The organism is Clostridium sp. CS1-1, assembly GCF_056135525.1.
On record NZ_CM148680.1, the window covers coordinates 1,890,322 to 1,909,389 of the forward strand.

At 31.1% G+C, this 19,068-nt stretch carries 16 protein-coding genes, 3 pseudogenes and 1 other annotated feature; of the genes and pseudogenes, 12 read left to right on the top strand and 7 right to left on the bottom strand.

Annotated elements, in window-relative coordinates; translation table 11 throughout:
• Window positions 1-122 precede the first annotated feature (122 nt).
• Complete coding sequence (locus AC0N0V_RS08800; RefSeq protein ID WP_474463586.1) at window positions 123-1,337, top strand: NAD(P)/FAD-dependent oxidoreductase; 1,215 nt, start codon at window positions 123-125, stop codon at window positions 1,335-1,337.
• A 72-nt stretch (window positions 1,338-1,409) separates the two neighbouring features.
• Here AC0N0V_RS08800 and AC0N0V_RS08805 read toward each other — a convergent pair whose 3' ends face one another.
• The 3 genes from AC0N0V_RS08805 to AC0N0V_RS08815 are packed head-to-tail and all read right to left on the bottom strand — an operon-like array spanning window position 1,410 to window position 4,656.
• Window positions 1,410-2,618 (bottom strand): ABC transporter permease, encoded by a 1,209-nt coding sequence (locus AC0N0V_RS08805; protein WP_474463588.1) that lies wholly within the window; start codon window positions 2,616-2,618, stop codon window positions 1,410-1,412.
• A gap of 5 nt (window positions 2,619-2,623) precedes the next feature.
• Entirely contained in the window at window positions 2,624-3,325 is a 702-nt protein-coding gene (locus tag AC0N0V_RS08810; RefSeq protein ID WP_474463590.1) for an ABC transporter ATP-binding protein, read from the bottom strand.
• Window positions 3,322-4,656 carry an efflux RND transporter periplasmic adaptor subunit gene (locus tag AC0N0V_RS08815; RefSeq protein ID WP_474463592.1) on the bottom strand — a complete coding sequence of 445 codons (1,335 nt, stop codon included), beginning with the start codon at window positions 4,654-4,656 and terminating at the stop codon, window positions 3,322-3,324. Before AC0N0V_RS08815 ends, AC0N0V_RS08810 begins: the two co-directional genes overlap by 4 nt.
• Window positions 4,657-4,957: 301 nt before the next feature.
• Here AC0N0V_RS08815 and AC0N0V_RS08820 point away from each other — a divergent pair, with 301 nt between their 5' ends.
• From AC0N0V_RS08820 to AC0N0V_RS08840, 5 genes are all read left to right on the top strand, one after another.
• Window positions 4,958-5,137, top strand: a complete 180-nt coding sequence (locus AC0N0V_RS08820) for a hypothetical protein (protein WP_474463594.1) — start codon at window positions 4,958-4,960, stop codon at window positions 5,135-5,137.
• Between the two features lie 35 nt (window positions 5,138-5,172).
• Entirely contained in the window at window positions 5,173-5,487 is a 315-nt protein-coding gene (locus tag AC0N0V_RS08825; RefSeq protein WP_474463596.1) for a cache domain-containing protein, read from the top strand.
• On the top strand, window positions 5,474-6,805 hold the full coding sequence (locus AC0N0V_RS08830; RefSeq protein WP_474464491.1) for a methyl-accepting chemotaxis protein: 1,332 nt from the start codon (window positions 5,474-5,476) through the stop codon (window positions 6,803-6,805). The genes AC0N0V_RS08825 and AC0N0V_RS08830 overlap by 14 nt, the downstream gene beginning before the upstream one ends.
• A gap of 543 nt (window positions 6,806-7,348) precedes the next feature.
• Window positions 7,349-7,645 carry a 4Fe-4S cluster-binding domain-containing protein gene (locus AC0N0V_RS08835; RefSeq protein WP_474463598.1) on the top strand — a complete coding sequence of 99 codons (297 nt, stop codon included), beginning with the start codon at window positions 7,349-7,351 and terminating at the stop codon, window positions 7,643-7,645.
• Between the two features lie 118 nt (window positions 7,646-7,763).
• The gene (locus AC0N0V_RS08840; protein ID WP_474463600.1) at window positions 7,764-8,051 is read left to right on the top strand and encodes a hypothetical protein; all 288 of its coding nucleotides are present in this window, start codon (window positions 7,764-7,766) and stop codon (window positions 8,049-8,051) included.
• A 635-nt stretch (window positions 8,052-8,686) separates the two neighbouring features.
• Here the strand turns inward: AC0N0V_RS08840 and AC0N0V_RS08845 are convergent.
• The 4 genes and pseudogenes from AC0N0V_RS08845 to AC0N0V_RS08860 form a co-directional block, all read right to left on the bottom strand.
• Window positions 8,687-9,348: pseudogene (locus AC0N0V_RS08845) on the bottom strand (pyridoxal-phosphate dependent enzyme).
• 525 nt (window positions 9,349-9,873) lie between these two features.
• A complete protein-coding gene (locus AC0N0V_RS08850) occupies window positions 9,874-10,179 on the bottom strand; it encodes a helix-turn-helix domain-containing protein (protein ID WP_474464492.1) in 306 nt (101 codons plus the stop codon).
• Window positions 10,174-10,521 (bottom strand): annotated as a pseudogene (locus AC0N0V_RS08855) (PAS domain-containing protein); the annotation flags it as partial. The pseudogene AC0N0V_RS08855 and the gene AC0N0V_RS08850, both read right to left, overlap by 6 nt.
• A gap of 104 nt (window positions 10,522-10,625) precedes the next feature.
• A pseudogene (locus AC0N0V_RS08860) lies at window positions 10,626-11,951 on the bottom strand (IS701 family transposase); the annotation flags it as partial.
• Window positions 11,952-12,604: 653 nt separating this feature from the next.
• On the opposite strand from AC0N0V_RS08860, the gene AC0N0V_RS08865 reads away from it, so the two are divergent.
• The 6 genes from AC0N0V_RS08865 to AC0N0V_RS08890 all read left to right on the top strand — a co-directional run bounded on the left by AC0N0V_RS08865 (window position 12,605) and on the right by AC0N0V_RS08890 (window position 19,058).
• A complete protein-coding gene (locus AC0N0V_RS08865) occupies window positions 12,605-13,468 on the top strand; it encodes an ISAs1 family transposase (RefSeq protein WP_474463602.1) in 864 nt (287 codons plus the stop codon).
• A 29-nt stretch (window positions 13,469-13,497) separates the two neighbouring features.
• Window positions 13,498-13,737, top strand: coding sequence for a transposase (locus tag AC0N0V_RS08870; protein ID WP_474463604.1), 240 nt, complete (start codon window positions 13,498-13,500; stop codon window positions 13,735-13,737).
• Window positions 13,738-14,380: 643 nt separating this feature from the next.
• On the top strand, window positions 14,381-15,031 hold the full coding sequence (locus tag AC0N0V_RS08875) for a Vat family streptogramin A O-acetyltransferase (protein ID WP_474463605.1): 651 nt from the start codon (window positions 14,381-14,383) through the stop codon (window positions 15,029-15,031).
• A 172-nt stretch (window positions 15,032-15,203) separates the two neighbouring features.
• Complete coding sequence (locus AC0N0V_RS08880) at window positions 15,204-16,109, top strand: PhzF family isomerase (protein WP_474463606.1); 906 nt, start codon at window positions 15,204-15,206, stop codon at window positions 16,107-16,109.
• Between the two features lie 286 nt (window positions 16,110-16,395).
• Window positions 16,396-16,614, top strand: a binding site (T-box leader).
• A gap of 288 nt (window positions 16,615-16,902) precedes the next feature.
• Window positions 16,903-18,192, top strand: a complete 1,290-nt coding sequence (gene aspS, locus AC0N0V_RS08885; RefSeq protein WP_474463607.1) for an aspartate--tRNA(Asn) ligase — start codon at window positions 16,903-16,905, stop codon at window positions 18,190-18,192.
• Window positions 18,193-18,257: 65 nt separating this feature from the next.
• Entirely contained in the window at window positions 18,258-19,058 is an 801-nt protein-coding gene (locus AC0N0V_RS08890; RefSeq protein WP_474463608.1) for a GNAT family N-acetyltransferase, read from the top strand.
• Window positions 19,059-19,068: the final 10 nt, after the last annotated feature.

The window sequence follows — 19,068 nt, forward strand, 5'->3', positions numbered from 1 at the left end:
CATAAAGGGTTATTTGTAAAGTTATTATTAATTTTGTAATAGCCTAAATTAACCTGAAAATAGATAACTTTAAATATCTATATTAGATTGTTTTACAAAAATAAAAATGGTGGTGAATTAAATTGAGTAATAAAGTGATTATAATTGGCGGTGGTATTGCATCTATAAATGCAATAAAGGCAATTAGGGAAGTTGATAATGAAACAGAAATATATCTATTTCAAAACGAAAGGTTTTACCCATATAACAGAATAAGATTGACAAAGAGTTTGTTCGATAATCTTGAAGAAGAAAAGATACTGCTTCAGAAAAAAGAATGGTATAAATTAAATAATGTAAATTTACATTTGAACAAGAATGTTGTTGAAATTGACATGAATAAGCAAGAAATTATTTTAGAGGATGGAAGCAGATTTGAGTATGACAAGTTATTGCTAACAAACGGGTCAAGTAATTTTACCCCACCTATAGATGGCATAAATAAAAGTGATGTTTATACAATAAGAAAATTAAATGATATTCAAAATATAAAACATAGAATTGATGATAAGAAAGTTATACTAAACATCGGAGGGGGGATACAGGGATTAGAAACTGCATGGATTCTTAGCCAACACGGTAAAGATGTTATTATTGCAGAGGTTCAACAAAGGTTGATGCCTCGTCAGTTAGATGAAAAGGCCTCAAAGATTCTTCAGAAGGCAATTGAGAGTTTTAAAATTAAGTTGCTTTTAAATACTCAAGTTAAAGAAATTATTGGAGATGAATTAGTAGAAGGGATTATAACAAAGGAAGATAAAAAAGTTGATTGTGATATGGTTGTTTACGCAGTTGGTATTAAACCTAATATAGAATTATTTAAGAATACTCCTATAAAGACTAATCGTGGAGTTATAGTTAATGATAAGATGCAAACAAATATAGAAAATATATATGCTGCTGGCGATGTGTCTGAATTCAATGAAAGAGTAAATGGACTCTGGAATACGGCAATAGAGCAAGGGAAAACAGCAGGCTATAATATTGCTGGTAAAGATAAAATATATCCTAAAGTAGTACCTGTAACAACATTGAGTGCTTTTAATATTTCACTATTTTCTATGGGAAATGTAGATGAGCAATATTGTACTCAAACATTATTAGAAGAATCATCAGACAGTTCATCTTATAAGAGAATATTTATTCGAGATAATAGGATAGTAGGAGCAATTGTGATAGGAGATATTAAATATTCTCCTATATTAAAAAATGCAATTGAAAAAGAGAGGGAACTTAAAGATTTAGATTTATCTAATATTTCAGTGAGTGATTTACTGGGAAGTTTAAAAAATAATTAATTATACTAAAGAACCCGATATACTCAGGAATTTGAGTGTGCCGGGTTCTTATTGCTTGTTAATTGTCATTAATTATTCATACCTTAGTGCCTCAATAGGATCCAGTTTTGCTGCCTTATCTGCAGGATATAGTCCAAAGAATATACCAACTGCTGATGAGAAACCAAACGCTAATAGTATTACTTTTATTGAAATCGCAATATCTACATGTATCATTGAGCTTGCAATTTTACCTAAGGATATACCTAGGATTGTTCCTATAGTTCCTCCAATTAAACATAATATTACAGATTCCATTAGGAACTGAATCTTAATATCGTTTGTCTTAGCCCCTATAGCTTTTCTAATTCCTATTTCTCTAGTTCTTTCAGTTACAGATACAAGCATTATGTTCATAACCCCTATTCCTCCAACTACTAGAGATATTGCTGCAATTGCACCAAGTACTAATGTTAAAGTGCTTAGCACCTTATTTATTGTATCTAGTTCCTTAAATCCTTGTTGAACAGAATACTTGTTACTATTTTGGTGTTTATTTTCAACAAGTCTTACAATTTTAGAACTTATTGAATCAGCATTTGTCATATCAGAAAGCTTTACAGATACAAAGCTTATATCTGTATTTTTTAAAATTTTATCTCCTATTGTTATTGGTATTACCATCATTCCTGGCATATTCTCTCCAAAAGCTGAACCTAAGCTTGCATTTGGATCTTCACAGATTCCTACTATATTTACTTCTATATTTTTATCACCTATATTTAGTTTTGCTCTTTCACCAACCACATCTGTACTATTAAAAAGCTGTTTAGCAGTGGCGTCATCTATCACCGCTACATTTTTTCTAGTATCTAGATCATGGTCATTAATATATCTTCCGCTAATCATCTTTATCTTATCTAGTTTAGCCGAATCAGCATTTGATGCAGATACACGTACACGCTTAGATTTATTTTCTGTTTTTAATGAACCCATTCCACCTAAGCTTGGAACTATTTCTGTAACCTCAGGTATCTTGTCTCTTATTAATTGTATATCATCAAGTGTGTAATAATCTCTCTTTTCAATATCATCAGTAGAAGAGTTCATTTGAAGGTTTATAACGTTAGTTCCTATATCGGCAAATTGTGCTGTCATATACGCTTTTGCACCATCTCCTATAGAAACTATGGTGATTACAGAGGATATACCTATTATTATACCAAGCATTGTAAGAAAAGACCTTAATTTATTTGATTTTACACTTTGTAAGGCAGATTCAAAGCTTTCTCTAACATTCATAAAACTTACCCCCTTACTATAGTTCTTTCTATAACAGGATTGTCTGAGATTATATTTCCATCTTTAAATACAATTGCCCTTTTGGTATGATTAGCTATATCTGGCTCATGTGTAACCATAACTATTGTCACACCTTCCTCATTTAATTCTTGAAATATACCCATTATTTCTTCACTGGATGCACTGTCTAGGTTTCCTGTTGGCTCGTCTGCTAGCAAAATAGCTGGATCATTTACAAGGGCTCTTGCTATGGCAACTCTTTGCTTTTGTCCGCCTGATAATTCATTAGGTTTATGATGAATCCTATCTAGAAGACCAACTCTTCCAAGTGCCCATTTTGCTTTTTTCTCTCTCTCAGCTTTAGATATTCCAGCATACATCATTGGTAATTCTACATTTGCCATAGCTGTAAGTTTTGGTAGAAGATTAAATGCCTGGAATACAAAGCCTATTTTTTTATTCCTTATAGAAGCTAAACTGTTATCATCTAAAGTAGCTATATCTACACCATCTAAATAATACTTACCATCTGTGATTCTATCAAGACATCCGAGTATATTCATTAATGTAGATTTTCCTGAACCAGAGGCTCCCATAATAGCTACATACTCTTTCTCTGCTATCTCTAAATTAATCCCCTTTAGGGCTTTTAATTGTATAGCTCCTGTATCATACACTTTAATTAAATTGTCCAATTTAATTATCACTTTTTCTTACCTCCAACTTTACTCGCTGTGTTATCAGCAACTATGTCTCCTTCTCGAAGACTTTCAGGAGGATTTATTATATACTTGTCTCCTTCTTTTAATCCATCCATTAATTCAACATCATAATCTGTTTCAAGCCCAGTTTTAACATACTTCTTCGATACTTTCTGTTTATCATCTACTACATAGATATATTTCTTACCAGAGGATTTTTCATCTTTAATTCCATCAAAACCTACAGTAAGTGCTTTTGACTTTTCATTTAATATGATTTCAACATCAGCTTCATATCCTGCTTTTATATTTTCATCTGCATTGTCTAAAGTTACTTTAACATTTACCTTATATTCTTGATCTGTACCGTTAATCTTTGTCTGAGCCATTTGTCCAATTTCCGTAACTGTCCCAGTATAGTTTTTACTTGAACCCTTTACCTTGATTGTTGCCTTCTGACCTTTTACAACCTTAACTGCGTCATACTGATTCATATCAACGGTAACTCTATATTGTGAATCATCATCTACAATTACCATATCTCCTGTTTTAGGTAATTGACCTTCTTTAGCATCCATTCTGATTACTTTTCCATCAGTAGTCGCTCTAACATTACAATCCTCTATTTTTTTATTTAAATTGTCAATATCAGCTTGTACAGATGATGCCTGATTTCTTTGGTTAGTAACTTTATCACCGCTTGTTGAGTTTATGTTGTTTAATGAGTTTTGTGAATTAGATAATTGGATTTCAGCAGTTTTAACTGCATTTGAAGCATCTTCTGCTGTCTTCTGTGCTGCATCAAATTCACTTTGTGATATTGCTCCGGAGTCAAAAAGTGATTTGCTTTGCTGTAGTTTCTTAGTCGCATCATTATAATTACGCTCAGCGTTATTTAAAGTTATTTCTGCTTGAGCTACTGCATTCTTTGCACTAGTCCTATCATTTGCAATGCCTGTACCAGTAAGTTGATTTAAGGTAGATTGAGCATTAGCTAAGCTTAACTTTTGCTTTGCAAGTTGATTTTCAAATTCTGAAGCATCTAATTGAATTAGTATGTCCCCTTTTTTTACTTGCTGTCCTTCTGAAACTAAAACTTTAACTACTTTTTGAGTTGGGCTTAGGGTTATATCATTTCTAAGTCTTGCCTCTATGTTTCCTGTTGCAGAAACAGTTTGAGTGATATCTTTTTTTACAATCTTGCTTATGCTAACTTGTTTTACTTTAGATTTTTGGGCTTTTGCATAGGAAGATGCTCCTATTCCAACAACTGCAAGAACTATTACAGATATAACTATTACTTTTTTCTTTAACTTGATAGATTTTATAAATTTCATGTTTATACCTATCTCCTTATAATTTTATTGATGTCTAGAGTTACACAAACAATTATACACTATATATATTGTTGTTTAATATCACATTTTTCTAAACTATTTCTAAACTTTTTATAAACAATTGAGGATACTAGTTGAAATATTATAATTAGAGGAGAAGGTTATAGCTTGTTCCTAGGAATTACAGTTACTTATTGTAAGACTTTATATTGTATTCCTTCTTTTTCTTTTTTAGTATTTGCAGTTGTTTTCGATAAATAATATCATGGTATAACGTAAAATTGTAAAAGGAGGAATCCTAATGGGGAAGAAGATTAATTTGAGAAGCATACGTAGTAAATTGATAATCAGCTTGATGGCAATATGGTTACTTCCCCTATACACTTTAGGAACTGTGGCATATTTTCAAGCTAAATCAATTATGACTAAAAAGTTTGAGGTTACAAGTAAGCAAACTTTAGGGAAGTTAACAGGGGATTAGATAATTATTTTCAAGCTTTTGCTTCTCAGATTACAATGCTATCAAACAATATAAATCTCGTGGAAGCACAAGTTGTAGCAGAGAGAATAGGTTTTGCAGAGTCTCTCTTAAAAGATGTTAAAGAAAGTAATGAGGATATATTTAGCACCTATTTTGGTACCGAGGATGGAAAATTTATAATATATCCTCAAGGTGAAATGCCAAAGGACTTTAATCATAAAGAAAGACCATGGTATAAAAATGCTATAGAAAATAGAGGAAAAATTACTGTCTCAGAACCTTTTAGAGATTCTAGAACTCAAAAGACTGTGGTTTCTATTTCTAAAACTGTAGAGTATAACGGAAAATAGTAGGAGTTGTGTCAGAAAACGTAAATTTAGAAGTGCTATCAAAAAAAATATGAGCAAAATAAAAATCGGTAATAGCGGATATGTATATATTACTGATAAACATGGAGTAATGCTGGCTCACCCAAAAAATGAAAATATAGGAACAGGCGTGGCAACTAAGCAAAGTTTTTGGAATGCAGTGAAATCAAATAATAGTGGTATAGAAAAGTATATATATCAAGGATCTAATAAATATGCAAGCTTTATTACAAACGAAAAAACAGGTTGGAAACTAATTGCAGCTATGGATGAAAGTGAAATAAAAAATGATACTAGTTCTTTTCTAAGATTCCTTAAAATAATACAGAACATAGTTACTGTTGTTGCTATACTTATAAGCAAAGGAATAGCTAAAAATGTTAAAAAGCTTGATGCAGCCTTTAATAGTGCAGCAGAAGGAGATTTGACTACAAGAGTTAACATTAAATCTAAGGATGAGTTTGGAATTCTTGGTGTTAATTTTAGTAAGATGATGGATAATATGTCGAGGCTTATGCAGGAGGTTGAAACTTCGGCTAATACTGTTATGAAGGCTTCAGTAAATTTAGCAAGTGCATCAGAGGAAACATCCGCTTCTATTGAACAAGTATCTCATGCTATAAATGAGATAGCTGAAGGAGCTTCAGAAACCGCCCAAAGCGCTCAACAGGGAGCAGAAGAAACCAATGATTTATCTCAAGGTATACATAAGATAACAGTATCTGCAGGGGAAATGGATTTAATATCTAAGGATACTCAGAAACTTGGAGGAAAAGGATTAGAGTTAATTGAGATATTAGGTGAAAAATCTAATAAAACGAGAACTTCGGCTATTCAGGTAGGAACCATTGGTGCAGATGAGATAAGGAAACTTGCTGAACAATCTAGAAACTCAGCAGAGGATATTAAGAAGATTATAGAAAATATACAAGCTAAATCATATACGGCTGTAAAAGCAATGCAAGAAACAGAACTAGCTGTCAGTGGTCAAGATCAGGTAGTAAGAGAAACTCAAGAGATTTTTGACGAAATAATAGAGTCAGTGAATCTTTTAGTAGAAAAGACTAAAGAAGTGAAAAATGATTCTTTTAAAATTGATACTCAAAAGGAAAAAGTTGTTGCTCAGATAGAAAATATATCATCTATATCAGAAGAGACAGCCTCAGCAACTGAGGAAGTTTCAGCTTCAGCACAGCAGATAAATATTACAATGGAAGATGTAACAAGACATATGGAACAATTGCAGGAGCTTTCAGGCAAACTACAGGAGGGGATTAATAAATTTAAGATTAAAGATTAAGTAAAAAATTTTTAGCTAAAAAAGAGAAAAGTTCTTTGATTTCTATAAGTTTAAGAGTGTAAAATAATCTGTGCAAACTTCAATGTAGATATAATAAAAAATTAATATCCTAAGGAACACAGAATATTACACTCTATTTTTGCTAACTATATAAATAGAAAGCTATTTAGAAATCCATCTAATTAATTCATTAACAGGTTTTCTTGGGGTTGGATTTTTTCAATATCAGCATAATCCAAATATATAAATGCAAGTACTTCATCCTTTTCCTTTAATCCGAAATCATCCATCACCACTTATTACAAAAAATCTCCAAGGTTCTGTAAGATATCTATTTGGAGCCCAGGTTCCTGTTCAAATTATTTTTTCTATAAGCTCCTTAGGAACATCTTGTTCTTTTACTTTGCCTATTGATCTTCTTAATTTAATTGCTTCTATAACATCCATAGTTAATCTTCATTCCGTTATATTTAAAGTTTTTATAATTTAAAATATTGATTATATTATGTGCTTAATTCTTATTTCTAATAGCAATATGAGTTATTGTATTATGCCTCGGAAGATCTAGAAGAGGAAGATCAGAAAATAAGAAATTTGATTAACGTTACTGACTTACTTATTGATGGTCCTTTTATAAAGGAGCAGTTTAATTTAAGCCGTCCTTGGGTAGGTTTATCTAATCAAAGATATCATTTTTTAACTGATAGATATAAGGAAATTGAAATGGAATTGTCTAGAATAAAAAATAAGTTGGAGCTAAGAGTTGATAGAAACGGAAAACTTTTTGTAAATGGCATGGGAGATTTCGAATTGATAAAAGAAATGATTGTGAAAGTTTAATGTTGAGAATAACGGTTAATGATGGTAGTAAACTGATTGTCAGTTTATTTAATAAATCTGAAATATAGCACGAAGTCGAATAAATTTTCCGAGTTAATAAGTTGTACATAACAACAATATGAAAACAGAGATTTGTCAGGGTATAAATCTTCATTTTCATAAGCAACTAAAGTACTCAGATGAATCAAATGAACGGATTCTTAAATTTAGGATGAATCCTATCATGTATCAAGCATTGGCAGACGAACTTGATGAGATGCCTAAGTGCGCCGAAAGAATGAAAGAGTATGGTGAATTATCAAATATTTCATTGGTTGTTATTGGCCGTGATCCAGAGCATTCTATTCAGATGATCAATCAAGGAATGCCCGAACAGCAAGCAACAAAGGTAGAAGATGTTTGGTAGCATTTGATTAAAAATCAATTAAATTTATCACTAAATAGTCACTACATTTTGGCAGATTATTCAGGTCACGGTGTTTATGTGGACAATCCTTGTATTATTGTAACAACAATTATTTCATTATTAGATTAAATATAATCCATCCTAGAATTTCTACAACATTACCGAATGTCAATATAATGAAGTAAGTAATTGTAAGCACTTTGAGACTTATAGAATAGGATTCTATGATTAGCTTGAACACTAAAAATAATAGAATATTATTCAGCTCCTTTGGATATTCTCAGTTATGAGTACAAAAACATCACGAAAAATATCCATAGGGGCTGAGTAGTATCCTGCACAAAGCCAAAGAAGAAGATCAATAAAATGAAAAGTCATGCCATAGAATAAGTCGTGCCTAATTCTAAGTCTCTAGTATCACAATAGTTGATTTATGGAGCGAAAGTGTCATAGTGGTAGCAGAGCGAGTATTTGACTAGGATTTATAAAATAAGGATAAGGTTCTAATCAGCTTTTAGTCCAGCTCCACATAGAGGTATTATAACTTTTCTCTCGAAACTAAGATTATTTTCCTTAATGTAATCGAAGAAACCAGCAAAAGTTGCATCCGTAGTTGGCTCTACATAAAATCCTTTTTAAGATAGATACTTTCTTGTTTCAATTATCTTATCTTCTGGAGCGATAATGATTTCGCCGTCTGTATCTCTTATTGCCTCAAGTATTTGTTTGCCTCTCATTGGAGCTGCAATAGCAATTCCTTCAGCTAAAGTTCCTAAATTAGTCGTTTCTTTAACTGAATTCTTTTCTTCTTTGAAAGTAGTGTATATAGGAGAACAACCTTGAGCTTGAACAGCAAGGATTCTTGGCATTCTATCAATAAGTTTGAGTTCAAATAACTCTTTAAATCCGTAATAACAACCTAAAACTAAAGTGCCGTTTCCTACGGGAATTACCAATGCTTCTGGTACTTCGCCATTTAACTGCTCATAGATTTCATAGGCATGGGTTTTTGTGCCCTGGTAGAAGAATGGGTTGTATACATGTCTAGCATAAAAACCATCTCCTCTTTGAACAGCCTCTAAAGCAGCCTTTGCAGTATCCTCTCTAGTACCCTGAATAACAGGAATTTTCGCTCCATGAGAAGAAATTATCTTAATTTTTTAGTTGATGTATCTTCATGAACATATATGTCACATTCAATACCTGCTCCATTTGCATAGGCTGCTATCGAGTTACCTGCATTTCCACTGATATCTTGTATAACTTTTTTGACTCCAAGTTCTTTAGCCTTTGCGATAAGTACTGCAGCTCCTCAATCTTTAAAGGATAATGTAGGCACCATATAGTCCATTTTTACTAACAAGTTCGGATTATCAAAGAGAAGTTAACCCTTCACCCATTGAAATGTCTTTCCATAAGGTAAAGTTTTCATCGAAGGGAAGTGCCTTTAGGTATCTAAACAGGCTTCATTCAGTATTAAAAATATCTTCTTTCGTAAATCTAAGATCAAATTTTTCAAGGCCTAACATGCCACCGCAATGACACCTAAAAACAAGTGTTTAGGATCATGTTTTTTTCCACATTCAGTACAAACGTAATTAATCGACATATACTCATCCTCCATTAATTGAAAATTTTACTTAGGACTTTACTTAACTAGTATTTAGAAACTGCTGCAATAACTTCTGTTTCAACTTTAAATTCAAAATGTAAGTCTCTTGTAGGAACAACTAAACTGAAATAAACACTAAATCATTATGTAGGATTGCCTCAGTATAATGACCAGCAGGTTTTAAGGCATTGTTTGTAGATATATAGTTCACTAAGATTCCCCCTCAATTTTTTTAATCTCATGTAAATAACTATAAACAGTTACCTTAGATATATTTAGTTTCTCGGCTACTTTTTTAATTGCTCCTTTAATAAGAAATATTCCTTTTTTGTCCATAAATTTTGTTGAATCTATTTTATCTTTTCTTTTTAAATTATCAATATCACTGGTACCAATAATTTTATCTATTAAATCATCCACTATTTCCATTACATTATCAAAGGGCTCTACATCTTCTTGAATTTTTTCCTGCTTAATATTCATAAAATCATCTGAAAAATCCTTCATATTCTTCATGGTTTCTAAATCATAATTTACGCATAGAGCGCCGATAACTTTTCCTTTAGAATTTCGAATAAGAGCAGTAGAGGATTTTATCTCTTTACCTTTTTCAGTAATAAACTTATAGTTTGCAGTATAATCTCCATGAAACTCTTTTGATAACAAAATATGTTTAACTAAATGGTCAAATGATTGGCCAATCTCTCTTCCTATTACATGGTTATTAACTACATAAACTACTCAGTTTTGAGGAGCTGATAGATCATGAATTATAACCTCATAGTTCTTGCCAAAGGTCTCGGCTATTAAGTTAGCAGTTGGTATAAATCTTTCTAATTCTTTATTTAATTGAACCAATAGAATCTGCTCCGATCACATAAAATTTTATTTTAAAATATATATTTATATAAATTATTATATATTAAATCAATATTTATATACACCATTTTACAGGAAAATCGACTAACTTCATCTAAAGAAATGAAGGAATTAATTGCTTCTAAAGTATCTTGATGAATTTCGCTATTTTGTGTCTTTTGCACGAAAGTGCTTAATATTAATTCTTTTAATATTTGGTAAGAGATAGCATTTTTAATTTCTTGAGGACTCTGAAATTTATATTTAGAGAAAGATTTATGTATAAAAGGCAACATGACTACAAAGCTGTAGGCGATAGCCAGTAAGTTAGTATAGTTTTCTAGTGCTTCTTTATTTCTTACCATATAGTTACCAAATGACCAAAAGAATTTATGTTGATAGAAAAACACCTCAATGTTCCATCTAAACTTATAAGCGAAAAATGTAATAAAATTTGGTTTTTCTTTATCAGCTGCACAATCATCTACAGTGTAATTCTTAAAAGCATAGATTTCTGATGGTTCTATTGAACAAATATATATTCTGACAGATAAAAATTTATTAGTATCAGTAGTTGTTACTGCCACTAAAATAGGATTATCAAGCAAGTTTGGTAAGACTTTTCTTGTTGCAATAAAATAATCTCCCTCTTTGTGATAGTCAAAATCTTTATAGTTTAATTTTATACCTCTTTTTCTTGGGCGACCTCTTTTACCTGTAGGTTCTGGACATAAATCATATAGGACTGTATCAGAACGGACTGCCACTATGATATGTAGATTACTATAGTTTTTCAACATATTAAGAAAAGGCTTTTTAGTATATCAACTATCGCATAAAACTATAACCTGGTAATCAGTAAGCGGTGGCATTATATTTTTTATCATTTTGCTTGCAATTTTAAGCTTAGTTTCATTCTTGTCATAAAGCTTATACCCTACGGGTAAAGTAAGATACTTAATTTTTCCAGAGAAAAGTATAGGAATACTTATGACAAGAGATACAAAACAGTGACCGTTTAAGAATGAGGTACCATTATGTTTTGTATGGTCAAAAAGTTTACCATAGCAATCAAACTTATTTCCAAATTTAGCTTGAAGAGTATTGTCTGTAATTAGAAATATAGTTATAGCCGATCTTAATTCTTCTGGAATAAATGTTAAAGCTACCTTTACTGTTGATAGCATTAAACTCTCTACCGAGAATTTGGTGTAGGATAAAAAATAGTAGAAACTGTTAAGAGATTTCTTCCAATACTTGCTGATAAAATTGGCATATAAAAATTTTACTGAATGAACCTCTTGAATAGAGAGTATAGCTGTAATAAGCAAAACAAATATATGAAAGCTACGCTTATAAAAGCAGGGGCGATATTTACTTAAGTAATTTTCAGTTGTTTTAATTATTGATTTTTTGTCAATACTAATCATAGTACCAGATACTTCCTATCAATGTTGGTTTCGTTCAAGATTAGTATTGATATTAAAGAGGTATTTGGTACGTTGTATTTTTTGGTATTTTTAAATTACTTGTAAAGTGGTGTATTTATATATAAATATTGATTTAATATATAAATTTTTATCTGTATGGCAAATCAACATATGTATTCTAGGACTACATCACATCAGGACAAACGCATGAGTTAACAAAATGTGAATATCCACTTTTTATTAAAAATATGCTGTATAATCAATAAAGAAAGATTAGCAGCATATTTAATTTATAGACATGTGCCTTAAAATCTTTTAGCCGCTGGGCTTCTAAAGTTAAGTGTATTAATGTTTTAAGATATTTGTTTTAAATTTATATAGAATTTTCCACAAAAAATAGAGTTAAAATCATATCCTATTCTATCGGCTTTTGTTTGACTCAGTATAAATCAAAAATATACATTTCTAATAAATTTATTCTATACTCTTTTGCAGCCTACCGGCTATGCTATCGCATTTAGAGGAATAGAAAAAAACAGAATAATTGTCCCCAAAATAGGAGGCAAATACATTCTTTGTTTTTTGAATTTGTATTAAACAGTGTATACTCAAGTTTATATACAAATTCAAATTCAAGAAAAGAGGGTTTGCTAATGGATAATAAGGACTCATTATTTATTAATTATTTTGGAATTATTAAAGATATAAGGCAACAAACAAAAGTTAGACATAAACTTATAGGCATTCTATTTATATCTGTTGTAGCAACAATTGCTAATGCAAGTGATTGGAAAGATATTGAGATATTTGCAAGAAAAAGAGAAGAATGGTTTAGGAAATTTCTTGAGCTTCCCAACGGAATTCCTTCACATGATACATTTGAAAGAGCTTTCAGATGGATAGATTCAAAACAGTTTGAAAAGTGTTTTATCCACTGGGTTAGAGAAATAGCTGCGTTATCAGACCGTTCAATAGTTGCAATAGATGGTAAGACTATGTGTGGAGCCTTTGATACAGATGATAAAAAATCTCCAATCCATATTGTAAGTGCTTGGGCAAGTGAAAATGGAATGGTACTTGGACAGGTGAAAACAGATGAAAAAAGTAACGAGATAACAGCAATTCCAGAATTATTAGATTTGATATTTGTAAAGAATTGTATTGTGACTATTGATGCTATGGGAACACAAACTAAAATAGCTGAAAAGATCAGAGATAAAAAAGCTGATTATGTCCTTGCACTTAAAGGAAATCAACCTAATTTGTATAACGATGTGGTAGATTTTTTTGAAGATGCTGAAAAGACGAACTTTGAAGGGTTAAAAGTGAAATCCTGTACGACTACAGATAAAGATCACGGACGTATTGAAACAAGAAAGTATTTTTTAGTTGAAAATGTAGATTGGCTTTCCATGAAAGATGACTGGAAAGGATTAAAAAGTATTGGAATAGCTATACGTGAGTGTGTAGTAAAAGATAAAAAAACAGTTAAAAAAAATACTTTATTTCCTCTTTAAAGGACTCAATAGAGGAGTTTGGAAATGCTGTGAGAAAGCATTGGGGAATAGAAAGCACACATTGGTTTCTTGATGTTGTATTTAAAGAAGATACTCGTAGAGTAAGAAAAGATAATGGCCCTCAAAATTTAGCGCTACTAAAACGAATGTCTCTAAATATTTTAAGAGAAGACACTACAGAGCCAAAGTATAGCTTGAAATCTAAAAGATTCGCTTCTTCTATAGATAATGATTACCTTGAGCAGGTACTTATCAAAAACTTTATATAGTAAAACAAAAGATGTATTGTATACCAATTACTGGGCATATCCTGAAAAAGGACTACTTTGTTTTCTATACAAAAAATCCTAGCGGAGCTAATAAGGTCCCTGAAAAATTTTGTTTTTACTCAAATAAAAAATATCAGGGCTCCCATCATTAAATATTTTCCTGCCATATAATGAGCCATTGTAGCATTTTTAATCCCCTTTCGGGGGGGTTAGGAGAAAAAAATATTCATGCGTTTGCCCTGAGTATATTCCTTTTTATTATTGACATAAATGAATTTTTAATATAACATTAAAAAGAAATTCAAATTTATGGGGTGATTACTTAGAATGAGCATTTAATCTTATCCGATTATTACTTTCTTTAAATAGAATTGCAAAAGCTTTAAAATATCTTTTGATAAAAGGATATCTTATTAAAGTTTGCTATAAACTACTTAGAGTTATGGATAGGATTATGTGATTTGTAGATTACCTTATATTTTTATGCACTTATTAGATTAATTTTAAGCAAATTATGCGATAAATTGATACTTTCTGTGCTCGGAATATTTATGTGATGATATCATAACCTTTCCTTAACTTAGTATTGAGGAAAGGTTTTTTGTTTTATCTAAAATTATAGAGTATTGAAAGGATGATAATTATGACGAATATAAATAAGAAAAATGGACCTTCTCCAGATGAATTATACCCAATAGAAAGAGCGAAAAGTCTTTGTTTTATTAAAAATGTTGTTAAAAGTCAAAATATCATAGTAGGGGACTACACCTATTATGACGCTTTTAATAACCCAGAGGATTTTGAAAAAAACGTATTATATCATTATGACTTCATAGGAGATAAATTAATCATAGGAAAATTTTGTGCCATTGCAAGTGGCGTAAAGTTTATTATGAATGGAGCTAATCATAAAATGAAGGCATTTACAACTTATCCATTTGGTATTTTTGGTTCAGGTTGGGAAGCAGGAATGCCTGAGCTTAAAGACTTACCTTTTAAAGGTGATACTGTGATTGGTAATGATGTCTGGATTGGAATGGATTCAACAATTATGCCCGGTGTTAAAATAGGTGACGGGGCAATAATAGCAACGAAGTCAGTAGTTACTAAGGATGTTCCGCCCTACTCAATAGTAGGAGGAAACCCAGCAAAAGTTATTAAAAAAAGATTTAATAATGATATAATAGAATTATTACTTAAAATCAAATGGTGGAATTGGGAGATTGAAAAGATTACAGAAAACATACCAGTTCTATGTAATGAAGATATAAGCAAATTAAAAGAATTAGTTTAAAAAACTTTCTATAGATAACTTCAAATTTTTACACCTTTACTATCAATTTGGTTAGTAAAGGTGTAAAAAGTGCATACTTGCACATGTATATAATTAATCTATAATAAGTTATATACAACATGTGCAAATAAGACCACATTGTTACAGTTTTAAATACAGGAGGGGAAATGTTATGCCTAAAACATATAACTTATATCAAGTTGATTCATTTACAAAAGAAAGGTTTTCAGGAAATCCTGCTAGTGTAATAACCAATGCTGATGGGTTAAATGAGGAGGAAATGCAGAAAATAGCAAGAGAGCTTAACAATTCAGAGACTGCTTTTATTTTTGTTTCAGACAATAAGGATTATGATGTTTACTTGCGTTATTTTACCCCAAGAAAGGAAGTTCCAATTTGCGGACATGCTACAATAGCTGCCCATTATGTTAGAGCTATTGAAGGAAACCTAGGAAGTTCAAGAGTTATACAAAAAACAGGAGCAGGAATACTTCCTGTTGATATCATAAAAGACAAAAAAGATTTTAAAATTATTATGACACAGGGTAAAGTTGAATTTGGTGATTATATCTCCGGTGAAAATAAAAGAATTCTATTAGATGCTCTCAATATATCAGAAGAAGATTTGTTACTTAATTGTCCGATACAAATAGTGTCAACGGGCCATTCAAAGGTTATGGTAGGTATCAATAGTAGAGAACTTTTAAATAACCTAAACCCAGATTATAATGCACTTTCTAAATTAAGTGAAGGTATACTCTGTAATGGATATTACATTTTTACATTTGATTCTGATGAGGAAGAAATTCTAGTAAAAGGGAGAATGTTTGCACCAGCTATAGGTATTAATGAGGACCCAGTAACGGGTAATGCTAATGGACCATTAGGTGCGTATTTAGTTCATCATAACTTAGCAAAATACAATGGTAATACCTTCAAATTTAAAGCTAAGCAAGGGGAAGCGATAAAAAGACCAGGAGTAATAGAAGTCGAAGTTAAAGTTGAAAATAGTAAACCTGTAGAGGTGAAAATAATTGGAGAAGCAGTTGTAATATTTAAGTCAGAATTAACTGTATAAGTACTTAAAAGTTTGAGGTGAAAGCTAAATGCAAAGAACTTATGAAACGGTCAGGCTTCATCTAAAAGTGCTAGACCAGACCTAAGAAGGTTTGGTGTTAGACTATTATGTTATAAATAGAGGATTTTTAGAAGAATGGGAAGATTATATACATATAGTCCTATTGAATGATAGTATGTAATATTTTCTCTAAGTTTGTGCATTTTAGATTATTAAGTAGAATTAGAGAGCTATATAATTATTGACATATTGCATATAATATAGTAGAGTATTTAGTAAATAAAAAGAAAATTCTATGAAGAGAAGAGTAGTTAATAATTAAGTACACAAAGCGAGTGAGGATTGGTGCGAGCCTCATTGGAAATTTATTGATGAATGACATCTCGGAGAAGTTTATTTGAAATTAAGTAGAATAAATCGGTTACCACCGTTAAAAGGTTTAGAGATATCTTTGTTTTGCTAAGATTAAGCAGGATGGCACCGTGAGTATAGCCTCACTCCTACACCAGGAGTGAGGCTTTTTTACTTTTGTTAAAGGTGTTTTATTAATATTCTTGTGCTGTGCGAAAGTGGTGCTATATTTTTAAATTCGCTCAACTAAGAATTAAACGATATTTATTTATCAGATGTTTAAGTTTCACTTTGTGAGCTGCTTAATAGTATAAAACAAGATAAAGTAGGATGGCACAGCGGGTATTACCTTCGCTCCTAAATGGAGCGAAGGTTTTTTTGTTTATCTTCAATTCTAATGAAGTTATTACAATTTAACAACTATTAAAAAGGAGTGATTTACATGAAAAGAACACTAATCAATGAGCTAGAAGGAAAATTAAATAGTAATGTTATAGTAAAGGGATGGGTTCATAGAGTAAGAAAACTTAAGAGCATTACTTTTATAATTTTAAGAGATAGAAGCGGATTGGTACAATGTGTAGTAGATAATAAAGATAATAATATATTAGGATTAAAATGCGAAAGCGTAGTAGAAATAAAAGGTTTAGTTAAAGACGGAAAAAACTCATTGAGTAACTTTGAACTAGCAGTAGAAAGTATTAAGATATTAAGCAAAGTAAATGAAGATTTACCAATTGAGATAAATACTGATGAGTTAAATGTCTCTCTTGAGACAATGCTTAACAACAGAGTTTTAAGCCTTAGAAATGAAAAAAAGAATGCTATATTCAAAATTCAACATCTTATAGTTGAAGGATTTAGAGAATTCTTATCGAATGAGGGTTTTATAGAAATATTTAGCCCAAAGATTGTTGCAGAGGGAGCCGAAGGAGGAACATCTCTCTTTAAATTAGATTACTTCGGAAGAGATGCGTATCTTGCACAAAGTCCGCAGTTTTACAAACAAATGATGGTTGTAGCGGGATATGAAAGGGTATTTGAAATAGGAAACTTTTTCAGAGCAGAAGACCACGATACTGCAAGACACCTAAACCAATTTACCAGCATGGATCTTGAAATGGCGTTTATTGAAGATGAGAATAATATTATGGACATAGAAGAAGAGTTGTTGAAGCATATATTTAATAAGTTAGAAGAGAAAGCTGTAAAATACTTTAGATTACTAGATGCTGAAATTCCTAAAATATCAGTTTCTATACCAAGAGTACAATTTGAAGATGTAGTAAAAATATTAAAAGAGAATTTTAATAAAATAGTAAATGATAATGACTTAGACCCTGAGGCAGAAAAACTTATAAGTAAATATGCAAAGGAAAAGTTTAATTCTGAATTCATCTTTGTTACAAATTATAGTAAGGATAAAAGACCTATGTATACAATGTCTAAAGGTGAAATGGGTACAAAATCCTTTGACCTTATATTCAGAGGGACAGAAATAACTTCAGGAGGTCAAAGAATACATGAATATGATATGCTAGTTGATAGCTTTAAATATAAAAATTTAAATTATGAGAATTTTGCTAGCTATGTAAATGTATTTAAATATGGAGTGCCACCACATGGAGGGCTGGAAATAGGGCTTGAGAGACTTTTGGCTTTGCTTTTAGGTATAAGCAATGTAAGAGAAACAACTTTATTCCCAAGGGATAGAAGCAGGCTAACACCTTAAAACTATATTATAATTTAATAAAAAATTACAGTTTAAAATTTAAATTGTAATCATGGGGGGATAAAATGATTAGGAAATTAAAAGAGCAAGATAGAGAAATAGTCTTAGACTTTTTAAGTGAGGAGCCTTCCATAAATCTATTTATTATCGGAGACATTGAGTGCTTTGGCTTCGATGAAGAATTTCAAGAAGTATGGGGAAGCTTTAATGAAGGCAATGGACTAGAAGCTGTATTATTGAGATTCAACGAGAATTATATCCCATATTTTAAAAATCAAGACTTTGATATCTCAGGATTTAAGGGTATCATTATGGCAGACACTACAAGAAAAATGATATCAGGTAAAGGAAGTATTGTATCGAAATTTAAAGATGTACTAAGAAATCCAAAGGTAAGATCTACTTATTTCTGTGAGCTATCTAATGGAAGTAGCTTGATGAATTTTACTGATTTAATTCAAGTGGCTAATGAGCGTGATGCAGAAAGGATTTGCGATTTGCTGGAGAAGATTGAAGAATTTAAAGATACAGATACTAATTCTGTTGAGAGAATAAGAAGAATTATTACTACTAAAGCAGGTAGAATATATTTCATTGCAAATAAAGATGGGGATGTGTGCACTGTTGCACAAACTACTGCAGAGAACTCAAAATCAGCTATGGTAGTAGGGGTAGCGACTAAAAAAGACCACAGAGACAAAGGACTAATGAGTCAATGCTTATCAAGGTTATGTAAGGATGTTCTAGCAGAAGGTAAAAGCTTATGCTTATTTTACGATAATCAGAAAGCGGGGAGAGTTTATCATAAGCTAGGCTTCGTTTCAATTGATATGTGGACGATGCTAATTGAGGAAAAAGAGGATTAAGGTATAAATA